Annotated in this window: 19 protein-coding genes; 12 read left to right on the forward strand and 7 right to left on the reverse strand. The window is 71.2% G+C overall.

All coding sequences use genetic code 11. From position 1 onward, the window contains the following. Positions 1 to 77: 77 nt before the first annotated feature. The gene (gene metH, locus QFW80_RS05160) at positions 78 to 2,777 is read left to right on the forward strand and encodes a methionine synthase (RefSeq protein WP_280600302.1); all 2,700 of its coding nucleotides are present in this window, start codon (positions 78 to 80) and stop codon (positions 2,775 to 2,777) included. A gap of 37 nt (positions 2,778 to 2,814) precedes the next feature. Here the strand turns inward: metH and QFW80_RS05165 are convergent, their stop codons facing one another. The 6 genes from QFW80_RS05165 to QFW80_RS05190 form a co-directional block, all read right to left on the reverse strand. After that, positions 2,815 to 3,435 carry a DUF2058 domain-containing protein gene (locus QFW80_RS05165; RefSeq protein ID WP_280600304.1) on the reverse strand — a complete coding sequence of 207 codons (621 nt, stop codon included), beginning with the start codon at positions 3,433 to 3,435 and terminating at the stop codon, positions 2,815 to 2,817. 12 nt (positions 3,436 to 3,447) lie between these two features. Then, on the reverse strand, positions 3,448 to 3,663 hold the full coding sequence (locus QFW80_RS05170) for a SlyX family protein (protein ID WP_280600306.1): 216 nt from the start codon (positions 3,661 to 3,663) through the stop codon (positions 3,448 to 3,450). Next, entirely contained in the window at positions 3,663 to 5,015 is a 1,353-nt protein-coding gene (locus QFW80_RS05175; protein ID WP_280600307.1) for a UDP-glucose dehydrogenase family protein, read from the reverse strand. Before QFW80_RS05175 ends, QFW80_RS05170 begins: the two co-directional genes overlap by 1 nt. Before the next feature lie 14 nt (positions 5,016 to 5,029). Then, the gene (gene bamJ / locus QFW80_RS05180) at positions 5,030 to 5,794 is read right to left on the reverse strand and encodes a BamJ family beta-barrel-assembly machinery protein (RefSeq protein ID WP_280600309.1); all 765 of its coding nucleotides are present in this window, start codon (positions 5,792 to 5,794) and stop codon (positions 5,030 to 5,032) included. Between the two features lie 77 nt (positions 5,795 to 5,871). After that, complete coding sequence (locus tag QFW80_RS05185; RefSeq protein WP_280600310.1) at positions 5,872 to 6,804, reverse strand: FKBP-type peptidyl-prolyl cis-trans isomerase; 933 nt, start codon at positions 6,802 to 6,804, stop codon at positions 5,872 to 5,874. 114 nt (positions 6,805 to 6,918) lie between these two features. Next, positions 6,919 to 7,479, reverse strand: coding sequence for a glutathione peroxidase (locus QFW80_RS05190; protein ID WP_280600311.1), 561 nt, complete (start codon positions 7,477 to 7,479; stop codon positions 6,919 to 6,921). A 141-nt stretch (positions 7,480 to 7,620) separates the two neighbouring features. Between QFW80_RS05190 and QFW80_RS05195 the strand changes: the two genes are divergently transcribed. The 6 genes from QFW80_RS05195 (at position 7,621) to QFW80_RS05220 (ending at position 12,518) form a co-directional block, all read left to right on the forward strand. Further along, complete coding sequence (locus QFW80_RS05195; protein ID WP_280600313.1) at positions 7,621 to 8,136, forward strand: hypothetical protein; 516 nt, start codon at positions 7,621 to 7,623, stop codon at positions 8,134 to 8,136. A 4-nt stretch (positions 8,137 to 8,140) separates the two neighbouring features. Then, positions 8,141 to 8,512: a GntR family transcriptional regulator gene (locus QFW80_RS05200; RefSeq protein WP_280600315.1), complete on the forward strand. Its 372-nt coding sequence runs from the start codon at positions 8,141 to 8,143 to the stop codon at positions 8,510 to 8,512. Then, positions 8,509 to 9,387, forward strand: a complete 879-nt coding sequence (locus QFW80_RS05205) for an ABC transporter ATP-binding protein (RefSeq protein WP_280600317.1) — start codon at positions 8,509 to 8,511, stop codon at positions 9,385 to 9,387. The genes QFW80_RS05200 and QFW80_RS05205 overlap by 4 nt, the downstream gene beginning before the upstream one ends. Then, positions 9,384 to 10,451: a hypothetical protein gene (locus QFW80_RS05210; protein WP_280600318.1), complete on the forward strand. Its 1,068-nt coding sequence runs from the start codon at positions 9,384 to 9,386 to the stop codon at positions 10,449 to 10,451. The genes QFW80_RS05205 and QFW80_RS05210 overlap by 4 nt, the downstream gene beginning before the upstream one ends. A 305-nt stretch (positions 10,452 to 10,756) precedes the next feature. Beyond that, positions 10,757 to 11,608, forward strand: a complete 852-nt coding sequence (locus tag QFW80_RS05215; protein ID WP_280600320.1) for a hypothetical protein — start codon at positions 10,757 to 10,759, stop codon at positions 11,606 to 11,608. A 79-nt stretch (positions 11,609 to 11,687) separates the two neighbouring features. After that, positions 11,688 to 12,518 (forward strand): DUF4097 family beta strand repeat-containing protein, encoded by an 831-nt coding sequence (locus QFW80_RS05220; protein ID WP_280600321.1) that lies wholly within the window; start codon positions 11,688 to 11,690, stop codon positions 12,516 to 12,518. Positions 12,519 to 12,675: 157 nt separating this feature from the next. Here the strand turns inward: QFW80_RS05220 and QFW80_RS05225 are convergent, their stop codons facing one another. Further along, positions 12,676 to 14,106 carry a class II fumarate hydratase gene (locus QFW80_RS05225; RefSeq protein WP_280600322.1) on the reverse strand — a complete coding sequence of 477 codons (1,431 nt, stop codon included), beginning with the start codon at positions 14,104 to 14,106 and terminating at the stop codon, positions 12,676 to 12,678. Positions 14,107 to 14,300: 194 nt separating this feature from the next. Between QFW80_RS05225 and purB the strand changes: the two genes are divergently transcribed. The 5 genes from purB to QFW80_RS05250 are packed head-to-tail and all read left to right on the forward strand — an operon-like array spanning position 14,301 to position 19,151. Beyond that, positions 14,301 to 15,695, forward strand: coding sequence for an adenylosuccinate lyase (gene purB, locus QFW80_RS05230; protein ID WP_280600324.1), 1,395 nt, complete (start codon positions 14,301 to 14,303; stop codon positions 15,693 to 15,695). Further along, on the forward strand, positions 15,696 to 16,094 hold the full coding sequence (locus tag QFW80_RS05235; RefSeq protein ID WP_280600325.1) for a VOC family protein: 399 nt from the start codon (positions 15,696 to 15,698) through the stop codon (positions 16,092 to 16,094). It begins immediately after the preceding gene. Further along, on the forward strand, positions 16,091 to 17,050 hold the full coding sequence (gene bla / locus QFW80_RS05240) for a subclass B3 metallo-beta-lactamase (RefSeq protein ID WP_280600326.1): 960 nt from the start codon (positions 16,091 to 16,093) through the stop codon (positions 17,048 to 17,050). The genes QFW80_RS05235 and bla overlap by 4 nt, the downstream gene beginning before the upstream one ends. Continuing rightward, positions 17,047 to 18,243 (forward strand): ribosomal protein uL16 3-hydroxylase, encoded by a 1,197-nt coding sequence (locus QFW80_RS05245; RefSeq protein ID WP_280600327.1) that lies wholly within the window; start codon positions 17,047 to 17,049, stop codon positions 18,241 to 18,243. The genes bla and QFW80_RS05245 overlap by 4 nt, the downstream gene beginning before the upstream one ends. Then, complete coding sequence (locus QFW80_RS05250; RefSeq protein ID WP_280600328.1) at positions 18,240 to 19,151, forward strand: GNAT family N-acetyltransferase; 912 nt, start codon at positions 18,240 to 18,242, stop codon at positions 19,149 to 19,151. Before QFW80_RS05245 ends, QFW80_RS05250 begins: the two co-directional genes overlap by 4 nt. Positions 19,152 to 19,247: the final 96 nt, after the last annotated feature.

The following is a 19,247-nucleotide window of genomic DNA, read 5'->3' on the forward strand; positions in this document are numbered from 1 at the left end:
CGCCACCATGCGGCGCCCCGCGCCAATGCCCCCGCGGCACGGGCGCCTCGCCCCGCGCGCGGCCGAAGGACTCGCCTGTGCCTGACGACGCCACCCAGCCCCCCCGCCACACCCGGCTCAGCGGCCTCGAGCCGCTGGTGATCACCCCGGACCTGCTGTTCGTCAACGTCGGCGAGCGCACCAACGTCACCGGCAGCGCCCAGTTCCGCAAGATGATCAAGGACGGCCGCTACGAGGAGGCGGTGGAAGTCGCGCGCCAGCAGGTCGCCAACGGCGCCCAGATCCTCGACGTCAACATGGACGAGGGCCTGATCGATTCGGAAGCGGCGATGACGCGCTTCCTCAACCTGATCATGTCCGAGCCCGACATCGCCCGCATCCCGGTGATGGTCGATTCCTCGAAGTGGAGCGTGATCGAGGCCGGCCTGAAGTGCCTGCAGGGCAAGAGCGTGGTCAATTCGATCTCGCTCAAGGAAGGCGAGGCGGCGTTCGTCGAGCAGGCGCGCAAGGTGCTGCGCTACGGCGCGGCGGCGGTGGTGATGGCCTTCGACGAGCAGGGCCAGGCCGACACCTGCGCGCGCAAGGTCGAGATCTGCACCCGCGCCTACCGCATCCTGGTGGACGAGGTGGGGTTCCCGCCCGAGGACATCATCTTCGACCCCAACATCTTCGCCATCGCCACCGGGATCGAGGAACACGACAACTACGCGGTCGACTTCATCGAGGCGACCCGGATCATCCGCCGGACGCTGCCGCACTGCCACGTGTCGGGCGGCGTGTCGAACGTGTCGTTCTCGTTCCGCGGCAACGAACCGGTGCGCCAGGCGATCCACGCGGTGTTCCTGTACCACGCGATCCAGGCCGGCATGGACATGGGCATCGTCAACGCCGGCGCCATGCCGATCTACGACGACCTGGACCCCGACCTGCGCGAGCGCGTGGAGGACGTGGTGCTCAACCGCCGGCGCGACGGCACCGAACGGCTGCTGGAGATCGCCGAACGCTACCGGGGACGCAAGGGCGAATCCAGGGCCGAGGACCTGGCGTGGCGCGACAAGCCGGTGCGCGAGCGCCTGGCGCACGCGCTTGTGCACGGCATCGACGCCTACGCCGAGGTCGACACCGAAGAGGCGCGGCAGCAGTCCTCCCGCCCGCTGGACGTGATCGAAGGCCCGCTGATGGACGGCATGAACATCGTCGGCGACCTGTTCGGTGCCGGCAAGATGTTCCTGCCGCAGGTGGTGAAGTCCGCCCGGGTGATGAAGAAGGCGGTGGCCTACCTGCTGCCCTTCATCGAGGCCGAGAAGCTGCGTACGGGCGATGCCGGCAAGAACAACGGCAAGATCGTGATGGCCACGGTCAAGGGCGACGTGCACGACATCGGCAAGAACATCGTCGGCGTGGTCCTGGCCTGCAACAACTTCGAGGTGGTCGACCTCGGGGTGATGGTGCCCGCGCAGACCATCCTCGACAAGGCGCGCGAGGTCGGCGCCGACGTCATCGGCCTGTCCGGCCTGATCACCCCCTCGCTGGAGGAGATGAGCCACGTCGCGCGCGAGATGCAGCGCCAGGGCTTCACCATGCCGCTGATGATCGGCGGCGCGACCACCTCGCGCGCGCACACCGCGCTCAAGATCGACCCGCACTACAAGGCGCCGACCGTCTGGGTGAAGGATGCCTCGCGCGCGGTGGGCGTGGCGCAGTCGCTGATCAGCCCCGAGCTGCGCGAGAAGTTCGTCGCCGCCAACGATGCCGACTACGCCGAGATCCGCGAACGCCACCGCAACCGCGGCGACGCCAAGCGGCTGGTCCCGCTCGCCAAGGCGCGCGCGCAGAAGTTCGATGGCGGCTGGGACGACTACGCGCCGCCGGCGCCGCGGCAGCCGGGACTGCACGTGTTCGACGACTATCCGCTGGTCGAACTGGTCGACTGCATCGACTGGACCCCGTTCTTCCAGGCCTGGGAGCTGGCGGGCAAGTACCCGGCGATCCTGCAGGACGAGATTGTCGGCGCGCACGCGAGCGAGCTGTACCGCGATGCCCGCGCCATGCTCGATCGCATCGTCTCGGAGCAGTGGCTCACGGCCCGCGGCGTGTTCGGCCTGTGGCCGGCGGCGAGCGTCGGCGACGATGTCGAACTGGACGTCGGCGGCCGCGCCGAGCGGCTGCACTTCCTGCGCCAGCAGGTGGACAAGCCGGCCGACCGGCCGGACTTCTGCCTGGCCGATTTCGTCGCGCCGCAGGGCTCGGGCCGCCAGGACTGGATCGGCATGTTCGCGGTGACCGCGGGCATCGGCATCGATGCCCACGTGGCGCGCTTCGAGGCCGACCACGACGACTACAACGCGATCCTGCTCAAGGCGCTCGCCGACCGCCTGGCCGAGGCCTTCGCCGAACGCCTGCACCAGCGCGTGCGCACCGAGTTCTGGGGCTACGCGGCGGACGAGACGCTCGACAACGAGTCGCTGATCGCCGAGCGCTATCGCGGCATCCGGCCGGCGCCGGGCTATCCGGCCTGCCCGGAACACAGCGAGAAGGCGACCCTGTTCCGGCTGCTCGATGCGCAGGGCAACGCCGGGATGTCACTGACCGAGAGCTTCGCGATGCTGCCCACGGCCGCGGTCTCGGGCTACTACTTCAGCCACCCGCGCAGCCAGTACTTCGTCGTCGGGCGGGTGTCGAAGGAGCAGGCGCTGGACTACGCACGCCGCAAGGGCGTGGAGCTGGCGCAGGTGGAACGGTGGCTGGCCTCGAACCTCGACTACGATCCCGAGTAGGCGGCCGGAAGATCATCCCGCGTGGCGCGATCCCGGATCACCAGACCAGGTCGTCGGGCACCTGGAACTTCGGATCGGCATAGGGATCGCCCTCCGCCGGCGCCTGCGGATCGATCCTGAGCGCGACCGAGGGCGCGAAGATCGCCTCCGCTTCGGCGAGGTCGGCCGCCGTCACCAGGCAGTAGCGGCCATTGAGCTGGACCACGCCCAGCTCGCCGGCATTGAGCGCACGCAGCTGCGCGGCGTTGACGTAGATGCGCTTGATCTTGCCGCCGTAGGGAAAATGGCGCGCGATGTCGGCCTCGGGATCGTTGAGCAGCCGGTCCTGCAGGAACGCCTCCAGCTTCGCCCGCGCCTCGCGGCGCACGCGTGCGAGCTCCTGGCGTTCGCGCTCGGCCTGGATGCGCTCGTCCTTCTCCTTCTGCGCCCGGATCGCGTAGGCCTTGGCGAGATCGATGTCCTCCCGGCTGCGCGGGCCGCGGCCGCCCTTGCGGGCGCCCGGCTTCCCCGGCGCGCCGGATCCGGACTTGCCGGCGCCCGTGGCCTCTCGTGCCGGGCGCCTGGCGTCGCCGCGCCCCTGCGGGGGCTGGGCGCGTGCAGGCTTGGAGGCCGGCTTGAAGCCCAGGCCGAGCAGCTGGTCACGCAGGGAATCAGTCATCGCGGGTCCGGATCAGTAATGCGGTGGCGGCGGTTCGAGCCCGGCATCGCCAGGTCCATCGCTGCGCGCCAGTTTCAGATCTTCGAGCACCCGCCGGAGCAGGTCGGCATGGCCGACCGCCTCCAGCCGCATTGCGGTCAGGGCCTCGTTGAGTTCGGCGATCACCTGCTCCTGGAACGCCAGCCGCGTCTCCAGTTCGACCAGTCGCTGCTCGAGCTCGCCATTCATCACGCCTGGCTCCGCAGGATCGACCTTCCGCGCCCGATCGCCCAGTAGGCGATGCCCTCGGCCTCGATCTCGCCGGGCTCGTACAGGTTGCGGCCGTCGAACACCACCGCGTCGCGCAGCGCCTCGCGCAGCCGGGCAAAATCCGGGCTGCGGAACTGCTTCCACTCGGTGACCACGGCCAGCGCATCGGCGCCCTGCAGCGCCTCCTCCGCGCTTTCGCACAGCACCAGGTCGTCGCGCTGCCCGAAGATGCGCCGCGCCTCGTCGCGTGCCTCGGGATCGAACGCCCGCACGTGCGCGCCGGCATCCCACAGCTGCTGCAGCAGGCGGCGGCTGGAGGCCTCGCGCATGTCGTCGGTATCGGGCTTGAACGCCAGGCCCCAGACGGCGAACGTCTTGCCGCGCAGCGCCTCGGCTGCGCCGTAGTGGCGCACGAGCAGGTCGAACAGGTGCGCCTTCTGGCGGTCGTTCACCGCCTCCACCGCATTGAGCAGGATCGGCTCGTGGCCGTGCTGGCCCGCGGTGCGCGCCAGCGCCTGCACGTCCTTGGGAAAGCACGAGCCGCCGTATCCCGCACCGGGGTAGATGAAGTGCCAGCCGATGCGCGGATCCGATCCGATGCCGCGTCGTACCTGCTCGACATCGGCGCCGACGCGCTCGGCGATGTTGGCGATCTCGTTCATGAAGCTGATCTTGGTCGCCAGCATCGCGTTGGCCGCGTATTTCGTCAGCTCCGCGGAGCGCACGTCCATCGCCACGATGCGGTCGCGGTTGCGGTTGAACGGCGCGTAGAGCCTGCGCAGCTTCTCGATCGAGGCCGGGTCCGTACTGCCGATGACGATGCGGTCGGGGCGCATGCAGTCCTCGACCGCCGCGCCCTCCTTCAGGAACTCGGGATTGGACACCACGTCGAAGGCGATGTCGGCGCCGCGCGCGGCCAGCTCCGCCGCGATCGTCTCGCGCACGCGGTCGGCGGTCCCGACCGGCACGGTCGACTTGTCGACTACGATCGCCGGCGCCCGCAGGTGCCGTCCGATGGTGTGCGCCACCGCCAGCACGTACTGCAGGTCCGCGCTGCCGTCCTCGTCCGGCGGAGTGCCGACAGCGATGAAGATCACCTCGGCGTCCGCCACCGCGCGGGCGGCGTCGGTGGTGAATTTCAGCCGGCCCGCTGCGTGGTTGGCCTTGACCATCGGCTCGAGGCCGGGCTCGTAGATCGGGACGACACCACGCTCGAGGCCCGCGATCTTGGCCTGGTCGACGTCCACGCAGATGACATCGTGGCCGACCTCGGCCAGGCAGGCGCCACTGACCAGGCCGACGTATCCGGTGCCGAAGATCGCAACATGCATTCGCGACGCGTCCCTTATTCGGCGGAATTGACGATGTCGAGCAGCTCGACCTCGAACACCAGCGTCGCATTCGGGCCGATCGGACCGCCGGGCGTGCCCTGCTCGCCGTAGCCGAGCTTGCCGGGAATCCACAGCTTGTACTTGCTGCCCACCGGCATCAGCTGCAGGCCTTCCTGCCAGCCCGGCACCACCTGCGAAAGCGCGAACTCGACCGGCTCGCCGCGGGCGTAGGAATCGTCGAAGGTCTCGCCGTCGAGCAGCGTGCCCTTGTAGTGCACGCGCACGGTGTCGCCCGCCTTCGGCTTCGCGCCCGAGCCTTCGCTCAGCACCTGGTACTGCAGGCCCGAGGCGGTGGTCTGCACGCCCTCCTTGCCCGCGTTCTCGGCCAGGAAGCGCTCGCCGTGCTCGGCGTTCTCCTTGCCGGATTGTTCGAATTCGGCCATCTGCTTGGCCTGCATGCGGGTGCTGAACGCCTGCATGACCTGCATCGCCTCCTCCTGCGTCAGCAGCGGCTCCTTGCCGTCCAGGGTGCTGCGCACGGCCTTGAACAGGGTATCCAGGTCGACCTCGTCCTTGGCGCCCTTGAGGCTGTCGCCGATCTGCATGCCGATCACGTAGCTGACCTGCTCCTTCTCGGTCTTCAGTCCGCCCTTCGCGGCGACTGCAGGCGCATCGTCGGCGCCGTCCACCGGCTTGCCGGTGTCCTTGTCGAGCGGCTTGCAGGCCACCAGCGCGATCGACAGGGCGAGGCCGAACACGGCCAGGGAAGTGGAACGCATGGACACTTTCATCGGGAACTCCAGGAAAACACGGTGCACAAGGGGAGCGCCGGCGGAACCGCCGCCGACGATGATGTCTACAGGATGCCGAGCAGTTCGACCTCGAACACCAGGGTGGCGTTCGGGCCGATCAGCGGCGGACTGCCGGCCTGGCCATAGGCGAGCTCGCCGGGAATCCAGAAGCGGTAGCGCGAGCCGACCGGCATCAGGGTCAGGCCCTCGGTCCAGCCGGCGATGACCTGGTTGAGCCCGAACTCGGCCGGTTCGCCGCGGCCGATCGAGCTGTCGAACTCGGTGCCATCGAGCAGGGTGCCGCGATAGTGCACGCGCACCTGGTCGCCCGGACGCGGGCGCGGCCCCGAGCCTGCGCGCAGGACGCTGTACTGCAGGCCCGACCCGGTCGTGAACACGCCCTTGGCCCCGCGGTTGCGGGCCAGGAATTCCGCGCCCGCGGCGCGGTTGGCCTCGGCCGCGCGCGCGGCCTCGCTGCGGGAGCGCTGCTCCAGCGCCGCGCGGACCTCGGACGCCTGCTCGGTGGACAGCAGCGGCGTGCCGCCCTCGATTAAGGTGCGCATGGCCTGTACCAGCACCGGCACCTCGATGGTGTCGGCCATCGGTCGCAGCGAACGCCCCACGTCCAGCCCGGTCATCAGCCCGACCTTGGCCGGATCGACCGCGGGCGGCGGCGTGCCGGGCGCCATGCCCGGCACCTGGCGGCCGCTGCGCACGGCGATGCGCTGCATCAGCGCCTGCCCGACCTGCGCCACCTCGGCCTCGCCGATCAGCGGCTCGCCACCGGCCAGCGCATGGCTCACGGCGCGCTCGAAGCTCGCGTAATCGATGTCGGGGCCGGCCGCGGCCAGCGACCGCGCGACGTCCATCCCCACCAGGTAGCTGATCTGCTGGCGCTCGCCCGACAGGCGGGTCAGCTCCTGCGCCATGCCCACCGATGCCGTCGCCACCAGCGCAGACAGGGCCAGCGCGGCCATGCCACGCGCGAAACGGTTCATCGGATCCAGACTCCGGCACGCGCCGCCTGGTGCGGCGCAGGGGCCGCTATTGTCGCGGCCGGCGCCCGCCACGGCAATCTCGCGCCGATGCCGCGCCCGCGGGCGTTCAGCACCTCAGCGGGCGGGAACCGGCGCCCTCAGCGCCTGCTCGATCGCGGCGACGATCTCCGGATCCTCCGGCAGCGTACGGCTCCCGAACGAGGCGACCACCTTGCCGTCGCGGCCCACCAGGTACTTGTGGAAGTTCCACGCCGGCGCCTCGCCCGTGGCCTGCAGCAGGTCGCGATACAGCGGAGTGGCGGCGTCGCCGACCACGTGGACGCGTTCGAACATCGGGAACTTCACCCCGTAGGTGAGGGTGCAGAACTCCTGGATCTTCTGTTCGTCCTCGTACTCCTGGCCGCGGAAATCCGCCGAAGGGAACCCCAGGACCGAAAACCCGCGCGCCTTGTAGCGCGAGTGCAGGGATTCCAGTCCCTCGAACTGCGGGGCCAGCCCGCACTTGCTGGCGGTGTTGACGATCAGCAGGACCTGCCCGCCATATGCCTGCGAGAGCTCCACCGGGGTCTTGCCCGTCAGCGGACGGAAGCTGCGTTCGAGCAGGCCGCCGGCAGCGGCGGCGGTCGCGGACGCCGTCATGAGGACGGCGAGTACGAGATATCCGATTGATTTCATGGCTGTTTCCTCGCCCCGGACGGATTGCGCCCGTGGACCGTGACTTCAGTTGGGTCGACCAGGGCCCGAAACCCCTTGCAACGGCCTGTTCTGGTGTTATAGTTGAATACAACACCTATCCACCAGAGCAGGACGTTCATCATGAACCGCAAGCTCCGCAACACGATACTGGCTTTCTCGGTGACCGGCATGGTGCTGGCGCTGGGCCTGATGGCGGCCCGCCCCATGGTCGACGCCGGGGCGGGCGAAGTCCGCGCGCTCGCCGGCGCGCAGGCGCCCGCGGCTCCGGCGCGCACCGCCCCGCTGATGCCGCTCGCCGACGCTGCCGGGCAAGACGTCTCCGCGCTGGACCAGGCCGACGCCGTGGCGGTCCGGCTGCAGGCGCGCGGCCCTCAGTACGAGGCGGCGCTGGTGGACGCGCGTTCGGTCGAACAGGCTGTTGCGCTCACCGTGAGCTTTGTGACCACCGTGGTGGCCGAGTCCCTGATGACCCCGTCGCTGGAGACTGACCCGGCCACCGCCGCGGCCTCCGACGCAGGCGACGGGAGCACCGACACCGATGCCGCCCCGGCCCGCCGCAGCGGCAGCGTGCGCAGCGCGATCGCCGTCCCCTACTTCTCGTTCGCACGCGGGACAGGCCGCGCCGGCCGGAGCTGATGCCATGACCAATATCCAGTGGAGCGATGGCGCTCCCATCTACCGCCAGCTGAAGGAACGCGTGATCGCGATGATGCTGGACGGGATGCTCAAACCGGGCGACGCGCTGCCGTCGGTGCGCCAGGTCGCCGCCGAATACCAACTCAATCCGATCACCGTCTCGCGCGCCTACCAGGAGCTGGCCGACGAGTCGCTGGTCGAAAAACGAAGGGGCCTAGGCATGTACGTCACCGAAGAAGCCGCGAAGAAACTCCTGCTGAACGAACGCGAACGCTTCCTGCGCGAGGAGTGGCCGCTGGTGCTCGAACGCATCCAGCGGCTGGGCCTGGCGCTGGAGGACCTGGTGCAGGCGCAGTCCGACGGGGGTGCGCGATGAACGCACCGGCCGACACCCTGCAGGTGGTCGATGCGCGCGGCCTGCGCAAGGCCTACAAGAACAAGCTCGCGCTCGACGGCGCCAGCTTCCGGATCGACGCCGGCCGCATCGTCGGCCTGATCGGCCCCAACGGCGCGGGCAAGACCACCGCGCTCAAGGCGATGCTGGGCCTGATCCCGTTCGACGGCGAACTGAGCGTGCTCGGCCGCGACCCGCGCACCGAGCGCGACGAGCTGATGAAGGACGTGTGCTTCATCGCCGACGTGGCGGTGCTGCCGCGCTGGATCCGGGTGCGCGAGGCGATCGATTTCGTCGCCGGCGTGCATCCGCGCTTCGACCGCGCCCGCTGCGAACGCTTCCTGGCCAACACCCAGCTCAAGCCGAAGCAGCGCGTGCGCGAGATGTCCAAGGGCATGATCGTGCAGCTGCACCTGGCGCTGGTGATGGCGATCGACGCCCGCCTGCTGGTGCTGGACGAACCGACGCTCGGGCTGGACATCCTGTACCGCAAGCAGTTCTACCAGCGTCTGCTGGAGGACTACTTCGACGAGCAGAAGACCATCGTCATCACCACCCACCAGGTCGAGGAGATCGAGCACATCCTCACCGACGTGATGTTCATCCGCGACGGCAAGGTAGTGCTGGACGCGCCGATGGAGGACGTGGGCGAACGCTTCGTCGAGGTGCTGGTGAACGCCGACCGGGCCGAGGCCGCCCGCGCGCTGGGTCCGATCGACGAGCGCGCCCTGCCCTTCGGCAAGACCGTGATGCTGTTCGACGGCGTGCCGCAGTCCTCGCTCGCCGCCTACGGCGAAACCCGTACCCCCGGGCTCGCCGATCTGTTCGTCGCCACGATGAAAGGAACCTACGCATGAACGCCGTCGTCGATACCCCCGCCGAAGCCCCGCGCGCGGCCGGTGCCGGGCACGTCCATCCGGTGCATCGCTTCCGCTGGCTGCTGCGGCGCGAGTTCTGGGAGCACAAGGGCGGATTCCTGTGGGCGCCGCTGGTGGCCGGCGGCATCTCGCTGCTGCTCTCGGCGATGGGCATGGTGCTGGCCATGGTTGCCGCCCGCGGCAAGGTTCCGCAGGACGCGCACATCTCGCTCGACGACGGCACCTCGATCCAGATCAACGGCATGGACCTGGGCATGCTCACCTCGCAGCTGGGCCACGAGGAACTGGCACGGCTGGGGGACGGCATCGACGTCACCCTGATCCTGGCGTCGAGCTGGCCGTTCATCGTGCTGGCGTTCGTGATGTTCTTCTACTGCCTGGGCGCCCTGTACGACGAGCGCCGCGACCGCAGCGTGCTGTTCTGGAAGTCGCTGCCGCTGTCGGACGCCTCCACCGTGCTGTCGAAGGTGGTCAGCGCGATCCTGGTCGCGCCGCTGCTGGCCACGCTGGCCGCGATCGCGACCCTGTTCGGGTTCCTGGCGCTGATCAGCGTGGTGACGATGTTCTACGGCGGCAATCCGGCGACCCTGCTGTGGGGACCGGCGAGTCCGGTGGTGCTGTCGCTGCAATACCTGTCGGTGATCCCGGTGTACGCGCTGTGGGCGCTGCCGACCGTCGGCTGGCTGATGCTGTGCTCGGCCTGGGCGCGCAGCAAGCCGTTCCTGTGGGCGATCATGATCCCGCTGTTCGCCGGCATCTTCGTCGCGTGGCTGGAGTTCCTGGGCGTATACGACGACCTGACCTGGCCGTTCTTCAAGAACATCGTGCTGCGGATGCTGACCAGCGTGTTCCCGATGACCTTCCTGGATCTGGACTATCTGCAGCACGTGGACTTCGACGTTCCCGGCGCGGCGCGCAACATCCTCAATCCGGTCAACGTGTACCGCAACCTCGCCAGCGCCAACCTGTGGATCGGCGCCGCGGCCGGCGCCGCGATGATCTTCGGCGCCATCCGCCTGCGCCGCTGGCGGGACGAGGGGTGAGGCCGCGATGCCCGCGACGCATCGCGTCGCATCGCGGCCGAACGCCTCGCGCGCTGCGCGAGGCCGGGCCGGATCGCTCCGGAGACCGGCGAGTTCCGCCGGGGATGGCGACACGTCATCTCCGGAGCGACACCGATCGCGAGCGGGCAGCGTCCGATCACCTCGTGGGCAGGCGCGATCGCATTCAGGACCGGAGCAGGCCCGACTGCCTCGCACCCGACACATCCGTCCCACCCAGGACGTCACCCCACTCACCGTCGCGCCCTGCGCCCCACCCGGCCGCGCATCCCGCCAAGGAGCCCCGCATGAAGACCGTCGCCACCCTCGCCCTGCTTGCCGCCCTGCCGCTGGTGGCCGCCTGCGGGCGCGAACCGGATCCCGCACCCGTTGCCTCGCCGACGGCCGACGCGGACGCCGCCGACGCCGCGCCGGCGCCCACAACCGCGCTCGGCCGCACCGTTGCGCGCGCGCTCGACGAGGCCCGCAAGGAGTTGCGCGAAGGCGAGCTGAGCCTGAACGGCGATTACAACGTCACCGTCAACGGCAGGCGGATCCAGCGCAAGGCCGACGACCTGCCGAAAGCGGCGATCACCCCGGAAGGCGACCTGCGTATCTCCGGCACCCTCGTGCCCATGGATGCGCAGGCGCGCGCGCTGGCGCTCGACTACCGCAGCGCGATGCTCGACGTGGCCGAGGCCGGCATGGACCTGGGCGTGCGCGGCGCGGACCTCGGCATGAAGGCGGCAGGCGACGCCATCGGCAGCCTGCTGCGCGGCGACACCGAGCAGATGGAAAAGCGGGTCGAGGCCGAAGCCGCCCAGCTGGAGGAGGCCGCGATGCAGCTGTGCGAGCAACTCCCGCGCCTGCTGGCGGCCCAGGAGGCCCTCGCGGCCGCGGTCCCGGAGTTCGCGCCCTACGCGCGGATGACCGCCGGCGACATCGACGACTGCCGCGACGGCGACCATGGCGTGGCCGCCTCCGAGACGGCGACCGCCGCGCGTGCCGCGGACGACGCGAACCTGGATGCCGCCGCCGAGGCCGATGCGGCGGCCGCGTCCCGCGCCGCCAAGGCACCGGACCGGGCCCGCGACGCACGCGACGATGCCGCCGCGGATGCCGCCACCGAAGCCGCCGCGGCGACCGATCCGACCCGTTGACCACGCGGCAGCGCGTGGGCTTCAACCTTTCGCGCCGCCGCCGCATCCAAGCTGGCCAACACTTCGAATGGAGCGCTCCATGACCCGCCACGCCGCCCTCGCCGCCCTGTTGCTCGCCGCCGTCTCCGCCCCCGTCCTGGCCGAAGACTGCCAGCATTCGGCTCCGCGCAGCCTGGACCTCGATTTCGACGGCGTGCGCACGGTGATGTTCGACGTCGGGCCGCATACCCTGCGGGTCGACGCCGGGCCGGCCGCCACCGGACAGGTCGAGGGACGCGCCTGCGCCTCGGACGAAGGCCGGCTGCAGGCGCTCACCCTCGAGGCGGCGCGCGACGGCGACAAGCTGGTGGTACGGCTGGGCCACGACAGCAACTGGAGCGGCATCTCGCTCGGCAAGCGTTACGCGTACATGACCCTGGACGCGAGCGTGCCCGCCGACGTGCTGGTTCAACTGCAGGTGGGATCGGGCGATGCGCGCGTCACCGGCGCGTCCGCGGCCAGCGCCGATGTCGGCTCCGGCGACGCGGAGCTGCTGCGCATCGCCGGCCGGGTGACGGCGAAGGTGGGGTCGGGAGACGTCGAGGTCGACGATGCCGGTGCGCTGCACGTGCTGTCGATCGGCTCGGGCGACCTCGAGGCCGCGAACGTGCGCGGCGAGGTGGAGGTCGGCAGCATCGGCTCGGGCGATTTCACCCTGCGCGGCGCCGCGGGCGATGTCTCGATCCGGTCGATCGGCTCCGGCGATGCCGACCTGGCCGACGTGGCCGGCAGCGTCGACGTGGGATCGGTCGGATCGGGCGATCTCGATGCGCACCGGATCGGCGGCGACCTGCGGGTCGGTTCGGTCGGCAGCGGCGACCTGGACCACAGTGGCGTGGCCGGCCGGGTCGAGGTTCCGCGCAAGCGCTGACCTCCACGGGGCGGGCGCCCTGCGCCGCCTCCAGTGCGGGCGCAAGGTCCGCGCCGCCGCCATCGCGCTCGCGGACGAACTCCACCCTGGCCTGGCCAGCACCGCGCCATGCGCGCCCGTGCCCGCGGTGCGATGCTCCGCATGCGCCCCGGTGCGATCAGCCGCCTCCGCCGGCGCTCCCTCCGGCCGGAATCCCGCCGCGCGTGAGCGTCGCCGGATCCAGCAGCCGGCGCAGTTCGTCCGCCGCCAGGCCGCTGTCCTCCAGCGCCACGTCGAACACCGGTCGCTGTTCGCGGTAGGCGCGCTTGGCGATCGCGGCGGCGCGCTCGTAGCCGATCACCGGGTTGAGCGCGGTGACCAGGATCGGATTGCGCTCCAGGGCGGCGCCGATCGCCTCCCGCCGCACCTCCAGGCCCGCGATCACGCGGTCGGCCAGCAGGCGGCTGATGTTCGACAGCAGCCGCAGCGAATCGAGCAGGTTCGCCGCGATCAGCGGCAGCGCCACGTTGAGCTGGAAGTTGCCGCTCTGCCCGGCCACGGTGATCGCGGCGTGATGGCCGATCACCTGCGCGCCCACCATCACCGCCGCTTCCGGGATCACCGGATTGACCTTGCCCGGCATGATCGAGCTGCCCGGCTGCAGCGCCGGCAGCGCGATCTCGCCCAGCCCCGCCAGCGGACCCGAATTCATCCAGCGCAGGTCGTTGGCGATCTTGATCAGGGCCACGGCCAGCGCGTTGAGCTGGCCCGACAGTTCCACTGCGTCGTCCTGCGAGGCGATCCCTTCGAAGCGGTCGGCCGCGGCCTCGAAACGGGTGCCCGACAGGCGCGAGAGTTCGCGCGCCATCCTGGCGCCGAACTTCGGATGGGCGTTGATCCCGGTGCCGATCGCGGTGCCGCCGATGGGCAGCCGGCGCAGCCGCACCAGCGCATCCCCGATCCGCGCCTCGGCCGACGCAAGCTGCGCGGACCAGGCGCCGAATTCCTGCGCCAGCGTCATCGGCATCGCGTCCATCAGGTGGGTGCGCCCGGTCTTGACCACCTTGGTCAGGCCCCGCGCACGGCGGTCGATCGCCTTGCGCAGGTGGCGCAGCGCCGGCAGCAGGTCCTCCACCGCCGCCAGCTGCGCCGAGACCCGGATCGCGGTGGGCACCACGTCGTTCGAACTCTGGCCGAGGTTGACGTGGTCGTTGGGATGCACCTTGCGACCCTTGCGCGAGGCCAGGGTCGCGACCACCTCGTTGGCATTCATGTTCGAGGAGGTCCCCGAGCCCGTCTGGTAGACGTCGACCGGGAACTGGTCGTCGTGACGACCCTCCGCCACCTCCAGGGCCGCGGCGCGGATCGCGGCGGCCGTGGAGTCCGGCAGCAGGCCGAGGCCGCCGTTGACCCCCGCGGCCGCGGCCTTCACCAGCCCGAGCGCGCGGATGAAGCCACGCGGCATGGTCTGGCCCGAGACCGGGAAATTCTCCACCGCCCGCTGCGTCTGCGCGCCCCAGAGCGCGTCGTTGGGCACCTGCAGCTCGCCCATGCTGTCGTGTTCGATGCGATGTCCCGCGGTCGCGGCGCGCGGCGTCGTCCTGGCCATCGTTCGGGTCTCCCGGATGCGTGGCCGGCAGCATCGCCGGCGATGCCTGGAGGATACGGGAGCCGCCGCATGCGACGTGTGTCGGCGGGCGCCGGTGCGCGGGGAAACCGCGACGCGCGTGCGGACGCCGCGCACCGGCGCCCACGGCGCGCAGCCACTAGAATAGGCTCCCCGCCCGCGCCCGCCACCGCCGCATGACCGACCACGCCCCGCACGACCCCACGCAGGACGCCACCCTGCTCGCCCTGTCGCCGCTCGACGGCCGCTATGCCGGCAAGCTCGACGCGCTGCGGCCGATCTTCTCCGAGTACGGCCTGATCCATGCGCGCGTGCAGGTGGAGATCGAGTGGCTGCTGGCGCTGGCGGCCGAGCCGGGCATCGTCGAGCTGCCGGCGTTCGATGCCGGCCAGGTCGACGCGCTGCAGGCGCTGTGGAAGGGGTTTTCGGTCGCCGACGCGGCGCGCATCAAGCAGATCGAGCGCACCACCAACCACGACGTCAAGGCGGTCGAATACTTCATCAAGGAGCGCCTGAAGGACGAGGCGGGGCTGTCGCAGGCGCTGGAGTTCGTGCATTTCGCCTGCACCAGCGAGGACATCAACAACCTCGCCTACGCGCTGATGCTGGGCCAGGCGCGCCAGGAAGTGCTGCTGCCGCGGCTCGACGCGCTGCTGGCCGCGCTGCGCCAGCTCGCCCACGCCCACGCCGGGCTGGCGATGCTCTCGCGCACCCACGGCCAGAGCGCCTCGCCGACCACGGTCGGCAAGGAGATCGCGAACGTGGTGGCGCGCCTGCAGCGCCAGGGCGAGCAGCTGGCCGCGGTGTCGATCTGCGGCAAGATCAACGGCGCGGTCGGCAACTACAACGCGCATGTGGCGAGCTACCCGAACGTGGACTGGCCGGCGTTCGCGCGCCGGTTCGTCGAATCGCTCGGGATCGAGTTCAACGCCTACACCACCCAGATCGAGCCGCACGACTACATCGCCGAGCTGTGCGACGCGCACAAGCGCATCGGCACGATCGCGATCGACCTGTGCCGCGACATCTGGGGCTACATCTCGCTGGGCTACTTCCGCCAGGCGGTGGTGGCCGGCGAGGTCGGCAGCTCGACCATGCCGCACAAGGTCAACCCGATCGACTTCGAGAACGCGGAAGGCAACTTCGGCATCTCCAACGCGCTGCTGGAACACTTCGCGGCCAAGCTGCCGGTCAGCCGCTGGCAGCGCGACCTCACCGACTCGACCGTGCTGCGCGCGCTCGGCACCGCGTTCGGCCACGGGCTGATCGGCTTCGACGCCCTGCTGCGCGGCCTGGGCAAGCTCAGCCCCAACGCCGACCGCCTCGCCGCCGACCTCGACGCGGCGTGGGAGGTGCTGGCCGAAGCGGTACAGACCGTGATGCGCCGCCACGGCCTGCCCAACCCCTACGAACAGCTCAAGGCGCTCACCCGTGGCCAGGGCATCACCGAGCAGTCGATGCGCCGGTTCATCGAATCGCTGGAACTGCCCGCCGACGAGAAGCGCCGGCTGCTGGCGATGGCGCCGGGCGACTACACCGGCCTGGCGGCGACGCTGGCCAGGGAGTCCTGAGTGCAGCTGCTGCTCAATATCGACGTGCCCGACCTCGCCCGCGCGGAAGCGTTCTACACCGCCGCGTTCGGGCTCACGCCGGCGCGCAGCTTGGGCGACGGCGGCCTGGAACTGCTCGGCGCGCAAGCGCCGCTGTACCTGCTGCAGCAGCCCGCGGGCAGCGAGGGCGCCGCCGGCCGGGCGCGCGACTACGAGCGCCACTGGACCCCGCTGCACCTGGACGTGGTGGTCGACGACCTGGACGCGGCGCTGGAGCGCGCGCTGGCCGCCGGCGCCACCCGCGAGGGCGAGGTGCGCGAGGCGGCCTGGGGGCGGATCGTGCGCATCGCCGATCCGTTCGGCCACGGCTGGTGCCTGCTGCAGTTCCTCGGCCGCGGCTACGACGAGATCGCGACATGACGGCGGCGATCCGTTGCGTCCTGCTGCCCGGCGCGCTGGCTGCCGCGCTGCTGCTGGCGTCCTGCGCCCGCGACGAGGCGGCCGTTCCCGCGCCCGCTGCGGCGACGGCGGATGCGCAGGCCGCCCCGGCGCCCGCGCCGGCGCCGTGCCGCGACGATTCGGAATGGAACGCGCCGGCCGAGCCACTGCACGTGTTCGGCAACACCTGGTACGTGGGCACCTGCGGCCTGAGCGCGCTGCTGGTGAAGTCCGACGGCGGCCACGTGCTGGTCGACGGCGGCACGCCTGAGGCGGGCCCGCTGATCCTGGACAGCCTGCGCAAGCTCGGCGTCGAGCCGACCGGGATCAAGGCGATCGTGCTCTCGCACGAGCACTTCGATCATGCCGGCGGCCTGGCGGCGCTGCAGGACGCCACCGGCGCGCCGGTGTTCGCCCTGGCGCCGGCGGTGGCGACGCTCGGGCGCGGTCGCAGCGACCGCAGCGATCCCCAGTTCGGGGCGCTCGAGTCGTTCCCGCCGGTCGCCGACGTGCGCCTGGTGCCGGAGGACGGCGTGCTGCGCGTCGGCGATGTGGAGCTGCGCGCCGTGCCCACGCCCGGTCACACCCCCGGCGGCACCAGCTGGACCTGGCGCACCTGCGACGGCGACGACTGCCGCCAGATGGTCTATGCCGACAGCCTGACCGCGATCTCCGACGACGTGTTCCGCTACAGCGACAACGCGGCGCACCCCGGGTATCTGGCCGCGTTCCGCGACTCGATCGCGCGGATCGCCGGCCTCGACTGCGACGTCCTGGTCACGCCGCATCCATCGGCCAGCGGCCTGTGGCAGCGGATCGGGCCGACCGCCGACCGGCCCCTCGCCGGGCCCGGGGCCTGCGAGGCCTACGCGCGCGCGGCGGGTGAACGGCTGGAGCGGCGCCTGGCGGAGGAAGCCGCGGGGCCGGCGGCGCCATGAGCCGCGCGCCCGCCATCGAGCTGCAGGGGCGACCCGGCCAGCCGCTGGGCATGCCGCCGGCGCGCTTCCTGCGCGACTACTGGCAGAAGCGCCCGCTGCTGGTGCGCGGCGCGTTCCCCCGCTTCGTCTCGCCGATCGAGCCGGAGGACCTGGCCGGGCTGGCCTGCGAGGAGTTTGCGCTCTCGCGCCTGATCCGCCACGACCGCGCCCGCGATGCCTGGGAACTGCGCCACGGGCCGTTCCCCGAAGCACTATTCCCCACGCTGGGCGAGCGCGACTGGACCCTGCTGGTCCAGGACGTGGACAAGTGGGACGCCGACGTCGCCGCGCTGCTGGCGCGCTTCGGCTTCCTGCCGCGCTGGCGGATCGACGACATCATGGTCAGCTTCGCCGCCACCGGCGGCTCGGTCGGCGCGCACGTGGACCAGTACGACGTGTTCCTGCTCCAGGCGCAGGGACACCGGCGCTGGCAGATCGACGCCGGCCCGTCGCCGCCGCTGGACTTCCGCGACGACGTCGAGCTGCGCCTGCTGCGCCGGTTCGCGCCCACGCACGACTGGGTGCTCGGCCCGGGCGACATGCTCTACCTGCCGCCCGGCGTGCCGCACCACGGCGTGGCCGAAGATCCCTGCCTGACCTTCTCGATCGGCATGCGCGCGCCATCCGCCGCCGAGCTGATGGGCGACTACATCGACACCCTGGCTGCGGACGCCGATGAAGCCCTGCGCTATGCCGACCCGGACCTCGCGCCGCCGAAGGATCCCAACGAGATCGATGCCGACGCCATGCGCCGCGTGGTGGACGCGCTGAACGCGCTGCGCTTCGATGATCCCGACCGCCTGGGCGACTGGTTCGGCCGCTTCATCACCGCCTACCGCAATGCCGAGGTGGCCGCCGACGATGCCGGGCCGCCGGCGCGGATCGAGCTGGAGTGGTCGCTGCAGCACCAGGGTGCGGTGCTTCGGCGGCATCCCTTCTCGCGCATGGCCTGGCGACGGGCCGCGGACGGCGGACGGCTGTACGTGTCGGGCGAGGATCATCCGCTGCCGGTGCCCGATGCGCGCCGGCTGGCCGCCGCCGAGTGCATCGACGGCGCGGCGTACGACGCGCTTTCGCCCCCGGGCCGCGATGTGGTGCACGCGCTCCTCGCCGCCGGCCACTACCGCTGGCTGCCCGCGGAGGATGCTGGATGACCGCCGACGGGCCCATCCAGATCGTTGCGGTCGACTACGCCGGTTCGCTGGAGGCGCTGCGCGCGGTCCGCGAGGCGGTGTTCGTGCTGGAACAGCAGGTCCCCGCGGAGCTGGAGCTCGATGCGCTCGACCCGCGCTGCCGCCACGTCCTGGCGCGCGATGCGGCCGGGCTGCCCATCGGCACCGCGCGGCTGGCGCCGGACGGCCGAATCGGCCGCATGGCGGTGCTGCGCGCCTGGCGCGGGCGTGGGGTCGGCAGCGCGCTGCTGCAGGCCCTGCTGCGGCTCGCGCGCGAGGACGGACGCGACCGGGTGAGCCTGCATGCGCAGGCCGGCGCGATCGACTTCTACCGGCGCCACGGCTTCGTGCCGGTCGGCGAGCGTTTCATGGAAGCCGGCATCGAGCACCTGGCGATGGAGCGGCACCTGGAACGCCCGCTGGCGGTGGACGACCGCGACGCGGCCGTCGCCACCACCGCCGCGATCGTCGCCGCAGCGCGCCGCCGGCTGTGGATCTACAGCCGCGAGCTGGATCCCGGGCTGTACGACCATCCGCGCGTGGTCGAGGCCCTGCGCCGGTTCGGGACCGCGGGGGTGGCCGGCGAGGCGCGGATCCTGCTGCAGGACGCGGCCGCCGCGCAGCGCGCGCATGCACCGCTGATCTCGCTCGGCCAGCGGCTGCCCAGCGTGTTCGCCTTCCGCGAGGTGGGCGATCCGGTCGACCGCACCTATCCGTCCGCGTTCATCGCCAACGACGCCGGCGGCTACTACTTCCGCGCGCTGGGGCACCGCTTCGACGGCGAGGCCGGCCTGGACGCGCGCGCCCGCGCGCGCCAGCTCGCGGACACGTTCGACGCGGTCTGGGAACGCGCGCGGCCGTGCAGCGAACTGCGCGCCCTGGGCCTGTGAACGCTGCGCGCGTCCTGTCCACCGCCCCAACGCGCGCCGCGCCCCGGACCAAAGCATGATGCATCGCCACATGCGCAGCGGCTATAATGCCGGCCT

Origin of the sequence: Luteimonas rhizosphaericola (genome assembly GCF_029888045.1) — a bacterium.
In the GTDB taxonomy this organism is placed as follows: domain Bacteria; phylum Pseudomonadota; class Gammaproteobacteria; order Xanthomonadales; family Xanthomonadaceae; genus Luteimonas; species Luteimonas rhizosphaericola.